The organism is Micromonospora sp. BS32, from assembly GCF_059089345.1.
Window position 1 is genome coordinate 41529 of the sequence record NZ_JBSSHR010000015.1, and the last position, 13134, is coordinate 54662.

The following is a 13134-nucleotide window of genomic DNA, read 5'->3' on the forward strand; positions in this document are numbered from 1 at the left end:
CTACGCCAACCACTCGAGCCGGACGCCTCACGACCCTGCCGAGGCCCTGGTTTGGGCCGTCTCCTACCCATCGATGCTTCTCAGGCAGAGGAGAGGCCGGCGGTGACGGCGTCGGCGTACCTCCCGGCCTCGGCGTCGTCGGCGTACCGGTGGCGGGGCCAGAAGAAGCCGCGCAGGCCGTCGCCCTTCGTCCGCGGCACCACGTGGGTGTGCAGGTGCGGGACGGACTGGGACACCCGGTTGTTCTGCGCCACGAACGTCCCACCGGCCCCCAGGCCGGACTCCACCGCCACGGCGACCCGCTGGACCAGGCCGAAGTAGCCGGCCAGATCCTCCTTCGGCAGGTCCGACAGGGTGATCAGGTGGGTGCGGGGGATGACCAGCACGTGCCCCTTGAAGACCGGCCGGGTGTCCAGGAAGGCCACCCCGTCCGGCTCGTCGGCCACCCGGAACGCCGGCACCTCGCCCGCCACGATCCCGCAGAACACGCACCCGCTCATCGGGCCAGGTTAGGCGCCCGGCCGGTCGCCCGCACCGCGTCGATCCGGCCCCTTTCTGGTGGCCTGGCGCACCCGATGCTGCCCGAGTCGTCGCCGCCGGCAACCCGACCAGCGCTCACGGCCGCAGCGGGTTGCCCGGGGCAGAGTCGGGTCGCCCGGGACAGGGGCGGAGCGCGCGGCGGGGCGGCCCCGCCGCCATGCGGAGCGGGTCACCCCGGGTTCCGCCCGGCCCGACCAACCGGCGGACTAACGTCTGCGGAATGAGTCACGGCTTCGAGACGCTCGCCATCCACGCCGGCCAGGACCCGGAGGCCCGGACCGGCGCGGTGATCCCACCGATCTACCAGACCAGCACCTACGCCCAGGACGCCGTCGGCGCGCCCCGGCAGGGCTACGAGTACAGCCGATCCGGCAATCCCACCCGCGACGCCCTCCAGGAGTGCCTGGCCGCGCTGGAGGGCGGACCGGTCGGGCTCGCCTTCGCCAGCGGCCTGGCCGCCGAGGACACCCTGCTGCGCACCGTCTGCAAGCCGGGTGACCACGTGGTGATCCCGGACGACGCGTACGGCGGCACGTACCGGCTCTTCGCCCGGGTCGCCGAGCGTTGGGGGCTGGACTACACCCCGGCGAAGGTCTCGGACGTCGACGCCGTCCGGGCCGCGATCCGCCCCGGCACCACGAAGATCGTCTGGGTGGAGACGCCCACCAACCCGCTGCTCGGCATCGCCGACATCGCCACCCTGGCCGCCGTCGCCCACGACGCCGGCGCGCTGCTGGCGGTCGACAACACCTTCGCCTCGCCGTACCTTCAGCAGCCCATCGCGCACGGCGCGGACGTGGTGGTCCACTCGACCACCAAGTACGTCGGCGGGCACTCCGACGTGGTCGGTGGCGCGCTGATCGCCGCCGACGCCGGCCTCGGCGACGAGCTGCGCTACCACCAGAACGCGATGGGCGCGATCAACGGCCCGTTCGACGCCTGGCTCACCCTGCGCGGCATCAAGACCCTCGGGGTACGGATGGACCGGCACTGCGACAACGCCGAGCGGATCGCTGCGTACCTGGACGGGCACGCCAAGGTCGCCCAGGTCATCTACCCGGGCCTGCCGTCGCACCCGGGGCACGAGGTGGCCGCCAAGCAGATGCGCCGGTTCGGCGGCATGATCTCGTTCCGCGCGTCGGGCGGCGAGGAGCACGCCGTGGAGATCTGCAACCGGGCCAAGCTCTTCGTGCTCGCCGAGTCGCTCGGCGGCGTGGAGTCCCTGATCGAGCACCCGGGTCGGATGACACACGCAAGTGCTGCCGGCTCGCCGCTTGAAGTTCCCGGCGATCTCGTGCGACTGTCTGTCGGCATCGAGACGGTCGACGACCTGCTCGCTGATCTGGAGCAGGCGCTGGGCTGACCGCGGGCTGGGGAGGGGTGGCCGTGCAGGACATCATGCCGACCTGGGTGGGGGCGACCGCCAAGCAGATCGCCCGGGGCGTACGCCGGGGCGACGTCTCGGCCACCCAGGTCGTCGCCGACCACCTGGACCACATCGCCCGGGTCGACGCCGACCTCGCCGCGTTCCGCGCGGTACGCGGCGGGGAGGCGATCACCGAGGCGGAGAAGGTCGACGAGCAGGAGGAACTGGCCAACCTGCCGTTGGCCGGCGTCCCCGTCGCGGTCAAGGAGAACACCCCCGTCGCCGGCCTGCCCACCTGGAACGGGTCGGCGGCGGTGCGTACCGGCGTCGCGGAGGCCGACCACGAGGTGGTGCGGCGGCTGCGGGGCGCCGGCGCGGTGATCCTCGGGGTGACCCGGATGCCGGAGCTCGGCCTCTGGGCGCTCACCGACGACGACTCCGCGGTGACCCGCAACCCGTGGGACCTGCGGCGCACCCCCGGCGGATCCTCCGGCGGCGCGGCCGCCGCGGTGGCCGCCGGGCTGGTGCCGATCGCGCACGGCAACGACGGTCTCGGCTCGATCCGCATTCCGGCGGCCTGCTGCGGCCTGGTCGGGCTCAAGCCCGGCCGCGGCGTGGTGCCCTGCCAGCTCGGCGCGGAGGACTGGTTCGGCCTCACCGAGCACGGCATGCTGACCACCACCGTCGCCGACGCCGCGGTCGGCTTCCAGGTGCTCGCCGGCCGCCGGCAGGAGAAACTGGTCCCGCCGCCCCGGCTGCGGGTGGGCGTCTCGCTGCGCTCCCCGGTGCGCGGCGTCTCGCCGGACGCCTCGAACCGGGACGCGGTGGCCGCCGCCGGCCGGCTGCTCGCCGCCGCCGGCCACGACACCGTCCCCGCCGACCCGGTCTACCCGACCGCCCTCGGCCTCCAGGGCATCGCCACCTGGTTCGCGGCCGCGGCCGCCGACGTCCGGGCGGCGGGCATCGCGCCGCGCCAGCTCCAGCGCCGTAGCCGTCGGCACGTCGCGCTCGGCGAGTGGGCGCAGCGCCGGGGGTACGTCCGGGAGGCCGACCGGGCCGCCTGGCGGGACCGCTCGATCGGCTTCTTCACCGACCACTCGGTCGACCTGCTGCTCACCCCGGCGCTGGCCGGCCCGCCCCCGGAGGCCGCCGCCTGGTCCGGCCGGTCCTGGCTGGCCAACATGAAGGCGAACATCCGGTACGCCCCGTACGCCGCGCCGTGGAACATCGCCGGCCTGCCGTCCATCGTGGTGCCGGTCGGCCGGCGCCCGGACGGACTGCCGGTCGCCGCCCAGCTGATCGGCCCGCCCGGCTCGGAGCTGCTGCTGCTCGGCGTCGCCGGCCAGTTCGAGATGCAGGCGCCCTGGTCGCGGCACGCCCCCGGTTACCCCCGGGTCGGCACGGGGTCGCCGACCGCCGCGTGACGACCGTGGCGTCGCCGCCGCCCGCACCGGGGGCGGGTGGCACGATCGGGGCATGACGGAACTGGTCGGTCTCGCCGACGTACAGGCTGCGCGGGAACTGCTCGCCGGCGTCACCCGCACCACCCCGCTGGAGCCCTCCCGGCCGTTGAGCGCCGCGCTCGGCGGCCCCACCTGGCTCAAGTGCGAGAACCTGCAGCGGGCCGGGTCGTACAAGGTGCGCGGCGCGTACGTGCGAATCTCCCGGCTCTCCGCCGAGGAACGGGAACGCGGCGTGGTCGCGGCGAGCGCGGGCAACCACGCGCAGGGGGTGGCGCTCGCCGCCGGCCTGGTCGGCACCCACGCCACGGTCTTCATGCCGGTCAACGCGCCGCTGCCGAAGGTCGCCGCCACCAAGGGGTACGGCGCCCAGATCGAACTCGTCGGCAACACGGTGGACGAGTCCCTGGTCGCGGCGCAGACCTTCGCCGAGCGCACCGGCGCGGTGCTGATCCACCCGTTCGACCATCCCCACGTGATCGCCGGCCAGGGCACCGTGGCGTTGGAGATCCTCGAACAGTGCCCGGACGTGAAGACCATCATCACGGGTGTGGGTGGTGGCGGCCTGATCTCGGGCATCGCCGTCGCCGCCAAGGCGCTGCGCCCCGACGTCCGCGTGATCGGGGTCCAGGCGGCCAGCGCGGCGGCCTTCCCGCCCTCGCTGGTCGCCGGCGAGCCGGTCCGGCTGCCGTCCTTCGCCACGATCGCGGACGGCATCGCGGTGGGCCGCCCCGGCGAGATCACCTTCACCCACGTCCGCAAGCTGGTCGACGAGATCGTCACCGTCTCCGAGGAGGACATCTCCCGGGCGCTGCTGATGCTGCTGGAACGCGGCAAGCAGGTGGTGGAGCCGGCCGGCGCGGTGGCCGTGGCGGCGCTGCTGGCCGGGGTGGTCGAGGTGGAGGCGCCGGTGGTCGCGGTCCTCTCCGGCGGCAACATCGACCCGCTGCTGATGCTGCGGGTGATCGAGCACGGTCTGGCGGCGGCCGGGCGCTACCTGCGGGTCACCGTGCGCTGCTCGGACCGGCCGGGGCAGCTCGCCTCGCTGCTGACGGAGATCGCCGGGCACCGGGCCAACGTGGTGGACGTCGAGCACCAGCGGGCCAACCCGCACCTGCGGCTCGGCGAGGTGGAGGTGGCGCTGTCGGTGGAGACCCGCGGCGTCGAGCACTCCGACACGCTGATCAGCGCGCTGCGGGCCAGCGGCTACCAGGTGGTCTTCGCGGCCGAGGCGTGACACCACACGGGTGCCACGCCTCGGGCGTACGCGGAAGGGAAGCCGTCGGGTCGCGCGGACCCTGCGGCGCCGGACTCAGCCGGAGAAGGGCTCGAAGCTGACCACGGTCACCTTGATGTCCGCGCCGCTGGGCGCGGTATAGGTGCAGGTCTGGCCGGGCCGGCCGCCCAGGATCGCCTTGCCGAGGGCGGACTCCGGGCTGTAGACGGTCAGCTCGGTGGTGGAGGAGATCTCCCGCGAGCCGAGCAGGAACGTCTCGGTGTCGTCCTGGTCGTCGTCGAAGTAGATCGTCACCACCATGCCCGGCGACACCGCGTCCGCCGTCGGCGCCTCGCCGACCTGGGCGGTGCGGAGCAGCTCCTTGAGGTAGAGGATCCGTCCCTCGGCCTTGCCCTGCTCCTCGCGGGCGGCGTGGTAGCCGCCGTTCTCCCGCAGGTCGCCCTCCTCGCGCCGGGCGTTGATCTCGGCGGCGATGACCGGCCGGTTGGCGATCAGCTCGTCGAGCTCACCCTGCAGGCGGTCGTAAGCGTCCTGGGACAGCCAGGTGGCGGGCGCCTCGTTGGTGGACACAGGCGTACTCCTCGATAGTGCGGAACTGGCTGACAGGTGAGTTACCAAGTTACCAGTGCGGCACACCCCGGGGTGCCGTCGATCACCGCGGCGGTCGGGGTGCCGACACCGCCGCGCTGATGGGAGTGGATCCGGTCAGGCCGGGCGGCAGCGCAGTACCTCGCCCACGAAGGGTCGCGCGGTGGTGGTGATCCGGTGCCGGGCGGTCAGGTGTCGCTCGCCGGGGCGGGCGGTCACGGTGACCTCCTCCCGACCCACCTCGGCCCCGTCGCGGGAGCGGGCCCGCAGCAGGCAGACGGTCGAGCCCCCGGCCGGCACGGTCACCCGGAAGTCGATCCGCACCCCGTCGTCGGTGACGTCGGTGTAGGTGATCACCTCGGGGTCGTAGGTCGGGTCGCCGTACCGACCGTAGAGCTGCGTCGCGGCCAGGGTCAGCCCGGCGACCAGCGCGGCCATCAGCAGCCAGGTCAGCAGCGGGCGGCGCCGGCCGGGCTCCCGGCGCCGGCCGTACCGACCGGGCGGGAATATTGGCGCGCCGGACGGAATTGTGGCGTGCGTCTCGGTCACCGGCGGGTATCTCCTGGCGTCGTTGTCGGGGCGATCGGCAAGAATGGCAGAGTCCATCTTCCCAGCCGGGAGCTGAGCCAGGAATGGCAGGTCAGTTCCGCTGTGGCGGGCACAGACGAGGAGCGCCCACGTTGGCAGAGCAGTTGCGTCTCATGGCCGTGCACGCGCACCCGGACGACGAGTCCAGCAAGGGCGCCGCGACCACCGCGAAATATGTCGCCGAGGGGGTGGATGTCCTGGTTGTGACGTGCACCGGCGGCGAGCGCGGCAGCGTGCTGAATCCCAAGCTCGACCGGCCCGACGTCTGGGCCAACATCGGCGAGATCCGCCGCGCCGAGATGGACGCGGCCCGCGCCATCCTCGGCATCGAGCAGGCCTGGCTGGGCTTCGTCGACTCGGGGCTGCCCGAGGGTGACCCGCTGCCGCCGCTGCCGGAGGGCTGCTTCGCCCTCCAGGACGCCGAGGTGGCCGCGGGGCCGCTGGTGAAGCTGATGCGGGAGTTCCGCCCGCACGTCGTCACCACGTACGACGAGGAGGGTGGCTACCCCCACCCCGACCACATCATGTGCCACAACGTGTCCGTGGCCGCGTTCGAGGCGGCCGGTGACCCGGAGCGCTTCCCGGAGCTGGGCACGCCCTGGCAGCCGCTGAAGCTCTACTACGACATCGGCTTCTCCAAGGCCAAGATCATGGCGCTGCACGAGGGCATGCTCGCCGCCGGCCTGGCTTCGCCCTACGAGGAGTGGCTCAAGCGCTGGGAGGACCGGCCGGACAAGGGCCCGCGGATCACCACCCGGGTCGAGTGCGCGGAATACTTCCCGGTCCGCGACGACGCGCTGCGCGCCCACGCCACCCAGGTCGACCCGGACGGCTTCTGGTTCCACGTGCCGATGGAGCTCCAGCAGCGCGCCTGGCCCACGGAGGACTACCAGCTGGCCCGCTCGCTCGTCGACAGCCCGCTGCCGGAGTCCGACCTCTTCGCCGGCGTGCGCGAGACCGCCCATGCCCGCTGAGCGGCGGCGGGGCTACGCTGGAACCCCACCGCACATCGGAGAACCACCATGCTGACCGCTGCCCAGGTGCTCGCGGAGAACAACTTCGGTGACACCCGCTCGGGTGGTCTGGCCGGGCCGATGGGCCTGTTCCTCATCGTCGTCCTGGCCATCGCCACCGTCCTGCTGATCCGAAACATGAACGCCCGGTTGCGCCGGCTGCCCGACCGGTTCCCTCAGCAGGGGCAGGTGGCCGACCAGGAGCGGGCCGACTCGGCGGCCGTCGATCCGATGGACGCGGCGGCGACCGAGGAATCACGTACGAACTCCCCCAACGGGCACCAGCAGCACCGGAACGGGTAGTCAGGGCGTGAATCACGTCGATCCGCGTCGTCAGCCCCTGTTGCGGCCACCCGGATTGGCTTAGCCTTCCGCCGGGGGGACCAAAAGTCCCTGAGCCGTGCGCGGAAGGGGGGCGCCATGACCGTCGCAGCTGCGCTCGCCCTCCGCGCCGCCCGTGCTCCGGCGGACGGGGCACAGCGGTGACCTCCGGCAGGGCCGCCGATCCGATCGACCGGCCCGACACCGGGGCCACCCCGCCCGGGGTGCTCCTGCTCACCGCCGCGGTCACCGTCACCGCCCTGGCGGCCGTCCTGATCGGGCTCACCGTGCCGGCCACGTTGCCGCCCGACGACCCCGTCCCCGGGCCGGCCCGGTTCGGCATCGGTGTCGCCACGCTCGCGGTCGCCCAGCTGGCCCGACTGCGGTTCCGCACCGCGACCGGCATGGTCAGCATCACCTGGGGCGAGGCCGCGCTGATCGTCTGCCTCTACCTGGTCCCGGCCGGCTGGCTGCCGGCCGGTGCGCTGCTCGGCGGCGGCGCGGCCTGGGCCGCCATGTCGATGGCCGGCGACCGGCGACCACGGCTGGAGGTGCTCCGGATCGCGGCCTCGCTGACCGCCGCGACCGCGCTGGCCGTGGCCGTCGCCACCGCGCTCGGCGAACCACTGCTCGCCGCCCCCACCCCCGACCTGGCCCTGGCCCTGATCGCCGGCTCGGTGGCCTACCTGGCCGCCACCGCCTGGCTGGGCGGCGCCACCCTGGCTCTGCGCCACGGCGTGGCGATCGGTCCGCCGGTGCTCACCGCGCTCCGCGGCAAGCTGCTCATGTTCGTCGGCAACGTCGTGGTCGGCCTGGTCGTGGTCGCCCTCCTGGAGATCGACGCTCGGTGGCTGCTGCTCCTGCCGCCGCTGCTCTGGCTGCTCCAGCAGACCTACCGGCACCGGCTCCGGGCCGACCAGGAGCGGCGCACCTGGCGGGCGTTCGCCGAGGCGACCGCCGCGCTCAACCAGCTCGACGAGCGCGGGGTGGCCACCGCCGCGGTGACCGGAGCGCTGACCCTCTTCGGCGCCGAGCTGGTCGAGGTGGACGTGGCCCGGGGCGACGGCCGGTGGCGCCGCTACCGCTGCGACGCCTCCAGCCAGGTGCGCGACCGGGAGGTCGGCCCGCCCGGCCGGCCGGCCGAGGCGGAGCACGAGCTGACCCGTCGACTGACCGTGGGCGACGTCGACGTGGGCGAGCTGCGGGTCCGGTTCGCCTCCTCCGCCCCGCCGAGTGCCCGCGAGCGGGACGCGGTCGCGGCCTTCTCCGACGCGCTGGCCGCCGCGCTGCACGACGCGGCCACCCACCTCGAGCTGCGACTGGTCAACGCGCGGTCGTCGTACGAGGCGGTGCACGACGCGCTGACCGGGCTGGTCAACCGGGCGGCGATGCTCAGCAAGGGCGACCAGGCGCTGCGACAGCTCGCCCACGACCACCCGGTGGCCCTGCTGCTGCTCGACATCAACCAGTTCAAAGAGGTCAACGACACCCTCGGGCACGCGGCGGGCGACCAGCTGCTCCGGCTCACCGCGAACCGGCTCGGCACCATGGCCCGCGCCGGTGACCTGCTGGGGCGGCTCGGCGGGGACGAGTTCGCCCTGCTGCTCACCTCGGTCCCGGTGATCGGCGACCGGGCGGCCCCGATGGCGTACGCGCTGCGCCAGGCCCGGGAGATCGCCGAGCGGCTCGCCGCCCCGACCGAGGTGGCCGGCGTCCGGATGTCGGTCGAGGTCTCGGTGGGCGTGGTGGTGGCCGGCGCGGGCAACGCCGACCTGACCGAGCTGCTGCGCCGGGCCGACATCGCCATGTACCAGGCGAAGGAGGGCGGCGGCAGCGTCGCCGCGTACGACAGCTCCCGGGATGCCGCCAGCACCGATCAGCTGGCCCTGCTCGCGGAGCTGCGGGAGGCGTTGCAGACCGACGACCAGCTGGTGCTGGCGTTGCAGCCGGCGGTCGACCTGGCCACCGGGGCGCCGACCGGGGTGGAGGCGCTGATCCGGTGGCGGCACCCGCGGCGTGGCTGGCTGGGCCCGGCGGACTTCATCCGGCCGGTGGAGAACAGCGAGCAGCTCGGCACCTTCACCCGGTACGTGCTGGACAAGGCGCTCACCGTGGCCGCCGAGTGGGCCCGGGACGGCCTGGACGTGCCGATCTCGGTGAACCTCTCGGCGCGCAGCCTGCTCGACCCGCGGCTGCCGGCCGAGATCGCCGACGCGCTGCGCCGGCACCAGGTGCCGGCGCGCCGGCTGGTCCTGGAGATCACCGAGACGGTGGTGATGAGCGAGCTGGAGGTGATCGACGAGGTGCTGGCCTCGCTGCGGTCGATGGGCGTGCAGCTCGCCGTCGACGACTTCGGCACCGGCTTCTCGTCGCTGACCTTCCTGACCCGGATCGCGGTGGACGAGCTGAAGGTGGACCGTTCGTTCGTGATCCGGATGGCCGACTCGCCGGAGGCGGCGGCGATCGTCCGTACCACGGTGGGGCTCGCCCACGAGCTGGGGCTGCGGGTGGTCGCCGAGGGGGTGGAGACCGCCGAGCAGCGGCTCGCCCTGGCCGAGCTGGGCTGCACCGCCGCCCAGGGCTACCACTTCTTCAAGCCGATGCCGGCCGACAAGATCGGCGCCGTGCTCGGCACCCTGCGCGCCTCGGCGGAGTCCAACGTCTTCCCCCTACGCGCCGACGGCGCCTCCTGACCCACCCCCGCCTCCACCCCCGATCAACTCAGTGGGGGGTGGGGTCAGCCGCGGGGGAGGACCTCGGCGACGACGGTGGGGAGGGCGGCCCAGTCGGCGGAGGCGACGCTGGCGTGTGCCCTGGCAAGCTCGGCCAGCCGGGCTCGGGCGGCGTCCGGGTCGGTGTTGCCCACCGCTGGCGGGACGTTCTGCGCGTCGGTCATCACGAGCTGGTAGTGGTTCACGTCGTACCAGGAGGTGTCGATCCCGCCGGTGACGTAGGCGCTCGCGTCCCCGTCGAAGACCACGAACCACGGGCGCAGGGCGGTCTCGGCGTACCGGGTGCGGGGGTCGCCGGCCTGGGCGTTGTGCACCGCCGGGAAGGCCCGGGCCCGGTCCAGGGTGCCGGCCGCCGCGAGGCCGGCCAGGTGGCGGGCGTACTCGACGTCGGTGCGCAGGGTGTCGGTCGGGTTGCCCTCCTCGACGGTGCCGGGGATCAGCTCCACGAGCACCTTGCCGGCGAGCTGCTGCCGGGTCGGCCAGGCGTCGGCGCGGGCGGCGGCGTCCAGTGTGGCGTGGCCGCCCCTGAGGTCGGCGGGTCGGAACACCCGGTCGCCCAGCCGGGCGGCGAGCAGCGCGTCGAGTTCGGCGGGACCCTGCCCGGTACGGCTGCTGAAGCCGGTCTTCAGCTCCAGCTTCAGCTGGAGCGGCCCGGCGTCGGGGTGGGCGCCCAGCCAGAGCCGGATGTCGTCCAGGCAGTGCTCGAGGTTCTTGTTGCGGGTGCCGGTGTAGAGCTGGGCGGCGCTGGTGGCGGCGACACAGTTGTTGTCGTTGCCCAGCGGATTGGAGTGGCTGACCCGCCACTGCCGGGTGAACACGTCCGGCCAGACGTCCAGCTCGATCAGACCGGGCCGGGCGTCGAGCGCCTGCGCCAGATAGGTGTACGTGCCGCGTTCGTAGGCGTTGTGGGTGCCGACCACGGTGGTCGCGGAGACCCGGGTGCCGGGGTCCACCGCCGCCGACGCGGGTGCGGTGGCGGTGAGCACCACCCCGACCACCGCGACCGACGTGAGCGCTGACAGGCGACGTGATCCGCGCATGCGTACCTCCTCTGAGGCCGGTGGACGTCACCGACACGCACAGATCAAAGTCGATGAATGTGAACAAGGGAAGACCCTGTAGGGGCCGGGCGGTTGCCCCGGCGGGGTCGGCTCGGGGTGGATATGGTCGTCGGGTGAACCGACTCGCCGACGCCACCTCGCCCTACCTGCTCCAGCACGCCGACAACCCGGTCGACTGGTGGCCCTGGTGCGACGAGGCGTTCGCCGAGGCGAAACGGCGGGACGTGCCGGTGCTCATCTCGGTCGGCTACGCCGCCTGCCACTGGTGCCACGTGATGGCGCACGAGTCGTTCGAGAACGAGCAGGTCGGCAAGCTGGTCAACGACGGCTTCATGGCGATCAAGGTGGACCGCGAGGAGCGACCCGACGTCGACGCCGTCTACATGACCGCCACCCAGGCGATGACCGGGCAGGGCGGCTGGCCGATGACGGTCCTCGCCACCCCGGACGGGACCCCGTTCTTCTGCGGCACGTACTTCCCGCGCCCGAACTTCGTCCGGCTGCTGGAGTCGGTCGGCGCGGCCTGGCGGGACCAGCGCGACGCCGTGCTCCGGCAGGGGTCCGCGGTGGTCGAGGCGATCGGCGGCGCCCAGGCCGTGGGCGGCCCCACCGCCCCGCTCACCGCCGAACTGCTCGACGCCGCCGCCGCGCAGCTCGCCTCGGAGTACGACGAGACGAACGGCGGCTTCGGCGGCGCGCCGAAGTTCCCGCCGCACATGAACCTGCTCTTCCTGCTCCGACACCACCAGCGCACCGGCTCCGCGCGCAGCCTGGAGATCGTCCGGCACACCTGCGAGGCGATGGCCCGCGGCGGCATCAACGACCAGCTCGCCGGGGGCTTCGCCCGCTACTCGGTGGACGCCCACTGGACCGTGCCGCACTTCGAGAAGATGCTCTATGACAACGCGCTGCTGCTGCGGGTCTACACCCAGCTGTGGCGGCTCACCGGCGACCGGCTGGCCCGCCGGGTCGCCCGGGACGTGGCCCGGTTCCTCGCCGACGAGCTGCACAAGGCGGGCGAGGGCTTCGCCTCCGCGCTGGACGCGGACACCGCGGGCGTCGAGGGGCTGACCTACGCCTGGACGCCGGCGCAGCTCGTCGAGGTGCTGGGCGAGGAGGACGGTCGCTGGGCCGCCGACCTGTACGCGGTGACCGAGGAGGGCAGCTTCGAGCACGGCACCAGCGTGCTGAAGCTGGCCCGCGACATCGACGACGCCGACCCGGCCGTACGCGGTCGCTGGCAGGGCGTCGTCGGTCGGTTGCTCGCCGCCCGGGACGCCCGTCCCCAGCCGGCCCGCGACGACAAGGTGGTGGCCGCCTGGAACGGGCTGGCGATCACCGCCATCGCCGAGTTCCTCCAGGTCGCCGCGGTGTACGCGGCCCCGGAGGACGAGGACGCGAACCTGATGGACGGGATCGCCATCGTCGCCGACGGGGCGATGCGGGACGCGGCCGAGCACCTCGCCGCCGTGCACATCGTGGACGGGCGGCTGCGCCGCGTCTCCCGGGACAAGGTGGTCGGCGAGCCGGCCGGTGTCCTGGAGGACTACGGCTGTGTCGCCGAGGCGTTCTGCGCCATGCACCAGCTCGCCGGCGAGGGGCGCTGGCTGGAGCTGGCCGGCGGGCTGCTCGACGTCGCGCTGGCCCGGTTCGCCGCCCCGGACGGCGGCTTCTACGACACCGCCGACGACGCCGAGCGGCTGGTCACCCGGCCGGCCGATCCGACCGACAACGCCACCCCGTCCGGGCGCTCGGCGATCGTGGCAGCGCTGGTCGCGTACTCGGCGCTGACCGGGGAGACCCGGTACCGGGAGGTGGCCGAGCGGACCCTGTCGACCGTCGCGCCGATCGTCGGGCGGCACGCCCGGTTCACCGGGTACGCGGCGACCGCGGGGGAGGCGCTGCTCTCCGGGCCGTACGAGATCGCGGTGGCCACCGACGACCCGGCGGACCCGTTGGTCGTCGCCGCCCACCGGTACGCCCCGCCCGGCGCGGTGGTGGTGGCCGGCCGGCCCGATCAGCCCGGGGTGCCGCTGCTCGCCGACCGGCCGCTGGTCGATGGGCGGCCCACCGCGTACGTCTGCCGGGGGTTCGTCTGCCAGCGGCCGGTGACCTCGGTCGACGACATGGTCGCCCAGCTCAGCTGACGTCCCCCGGTCCCGGGAGCGCCGGCCGGGTCATGTCCCGGGCGGGTGCCGGCCCTCCGGGTCGGCGGTGGCGGCCGCCCG

11 protein-coding genes are annotated in these 13134 nt (G+C 73.8%); 7 read left to right on the top strand and 4 right to left on the bottom strand.

What is annotated here, in order from left to right; genetic code table 11:
- Positions 1-80: 80 nt before the first annotated feature.
- Positions 81-500: an HIT family protein gene (locus tag AC5RWQ_RS21475; protein ID WP_494284475.1), complete on the bottom strand. Its 420-nt coding sequence runs from the start codon at positions 498-500 to the stop codon at positions 81-83.
- Positions 501-760: 260 nt separating this feature from the next.
- Between AC5RWQ_RS21475 and AC5RWQ_RS21480 the strand changes: the two genes are divergently transcribed.
- From AC5RWQ_RS21480 to ilvA, 3 genes are read left to right on the top strand one after another with little or no spacing between them, the layout of a single operon-like run.
- Complete coding sequence (locus tag AC5RWQ_RS21480) at positions 761-1903, top strand: cystathionine gamma-synthase (protein ID WP_494284476.1); 1143 nt, start codon at positions 761-763, stop codon at positions 1901-1903.
- Positions 1904-1920: 17 nt separating this feature from the next.
- Positions 1921-3330, top strand: coding sequence for an amidase (locus tag AC5RWQ_RS21485; protein ID WP_494284477.1), 1410 nt, complete (start codon positions 1921-1923; stop codon positions 3328-3330).
- A 52-nt stretch (positions 3331-3382) separates the two neighbouring features.
- Entirely contained in the window at positions 3383-4603 is a 1221-nt protein-coding gene (gene ilvA / locus AC5RWQ_RS21490; protein ID WP_494284478.1) for a threonine ammonia-lyase, read from the top strand.
- A 75-nt stretch (positions 4604-4678) separates the two neighbouring features.
- Here the strand turns inward: ilvA and greA are convergent, their stop codons facing one another.
- Both greA and AC5RWQ_RS21500 read right to left on the bottom strand, forming a co-directional pair.
- Entirely contained in the window at positions 4679-5173 is a 495-nt protein-coding gene (gene greA, locus AC5RWQ_RS21495) for a transcription elongation factor GreA (protein ID WP_494284479.1), read from the bottom strand.
- Between the two features lie 135 nt (positions 5174-5308).
- On the bottom strand, positions 5309-5740 hold the full coding sequence (locus AC5RWQ_RS21500) for a DUF4307 domain-containing protein (RefSeq protein ID WP_494284480.1): 432 nt from the start codon (positions 5738-5740) through the stop codon (positions 5309-5311).
- Positions 5741-5871: 131 nt separating this feature from the next.
- Here AC5RWQ_RS21500 and mca point away from each other — a divergent pair, with 131 nt between their 5' ends.
- The 3 genes from mca to AC5RWQ_RS21515 all read left to right on the top strand — a co-directional run bounded on the left by mca (position 5872) and on the right by AC5RWQ_RS21515 (position 9806).
- Entirely contained in the window at positions 5872-6753 is an 882-nt protein-coding gene (gene mca, locus AC5RWQ_RS21505) for a mycothiol conjugate amidase Mca (RefSeq protein ID WP_494284481.1), read from the top strand.
- Between the two features lie 48 nt (positions 6754-6801).
- Positions 6802-7095: a hypothetical protein gene (locus AC5RWQ_RS21510; RefSeq protein WP_494284482.1), complete on the top strand. Its 294-nt coding sequence runs from the start codon at positions 6802-6804 to the stop codon at positions 7093-7095.
- Positions 7096-7301: 206 nt separating this feature from the next.
- Complete coding sequence (locus AC5RWQ_RS21515; RefSeq protein WP_494284564.1) at positions 7302-9806, top strand: putative bifunctional diguanylate cyclase/phosphodiesterase; 2505 nt, start codon at positions 7302-7304, stop codon at positions 9804-9806.
- A 44-nt stretch (positions 9807-9850) separates the two neighbouring features.
- On the opposite strand, the gene AC5RWQ_RS21520 is transcribed toward AC5RWQ_RS21515, so the two are convergent.
- Complete coding sequence (locus tag AC5RWQ_RS21520) at positions 9851-10885, bottom strand: phosphatidylinositol-specific phospholipase C domain-containing protein (protein ID WP_494284483.1); 1035 nt, start codon at positions 10883-10885, stop codon at positions 9851-9853.
- Between the two features lie 134 nt (positions 10886-11019).
- On the opposite strand from AC5RWQ_RS21520, the gene AC5RWQ_RS21525 reads away from it, so the two are divergent.
- A complete protein-coding gene (locus tag AC5RWQ_RS21525; RefSeq protein ID WP_494284484.1) occupies positions 11020-13053 on the top strand; it encodes a thioredoxin domain-containing protein in 2034 nt (677 codons plus the stop codon).
- Positions 13054-13134 lie beyond the last annotated feature (81 nt).

Bases quoted from the DNA above. Each gene is read 5' to 3' on its own strand.
- AC5RWQ_RS21475 (WP_494284475.1), bottom strand. From the start codon at position 500: ATGAGCGGGTGCGTGTTCTGCGGGATCGTGGCGGGCGAGGTGCCGGCG.
- AC5RWQ_RS21510 (WP_494284482.1), top strand. From the start codon at position 6,802: ATGCTGACCGCTGCCCAGGTGCTCGCGGAGAACAACTTCGGTGACACC.
- ilvA (WP_494284478.1), top strand. From the start codon at position 3,383: ATGACGGAACTGGTCGGTCTCGCCGACGTACAGGCTGCGCGGGAACTG.
- AC5RWQ_RS21480 (WP_494284476.1), top strand. From the start codon at position 761: ATGAGTCACGGCTTCGAGACGCTCGCCATCCACGCCGGCCAGGACCCG.
- AC5RWQ_RS21520 (WP_494284483.1), bottom strand. From the start codon at position 10,885: ATGCGCGGATCACGTCGCCTGTCAGCGCTCACGTCGGTCGCGGTGGTC.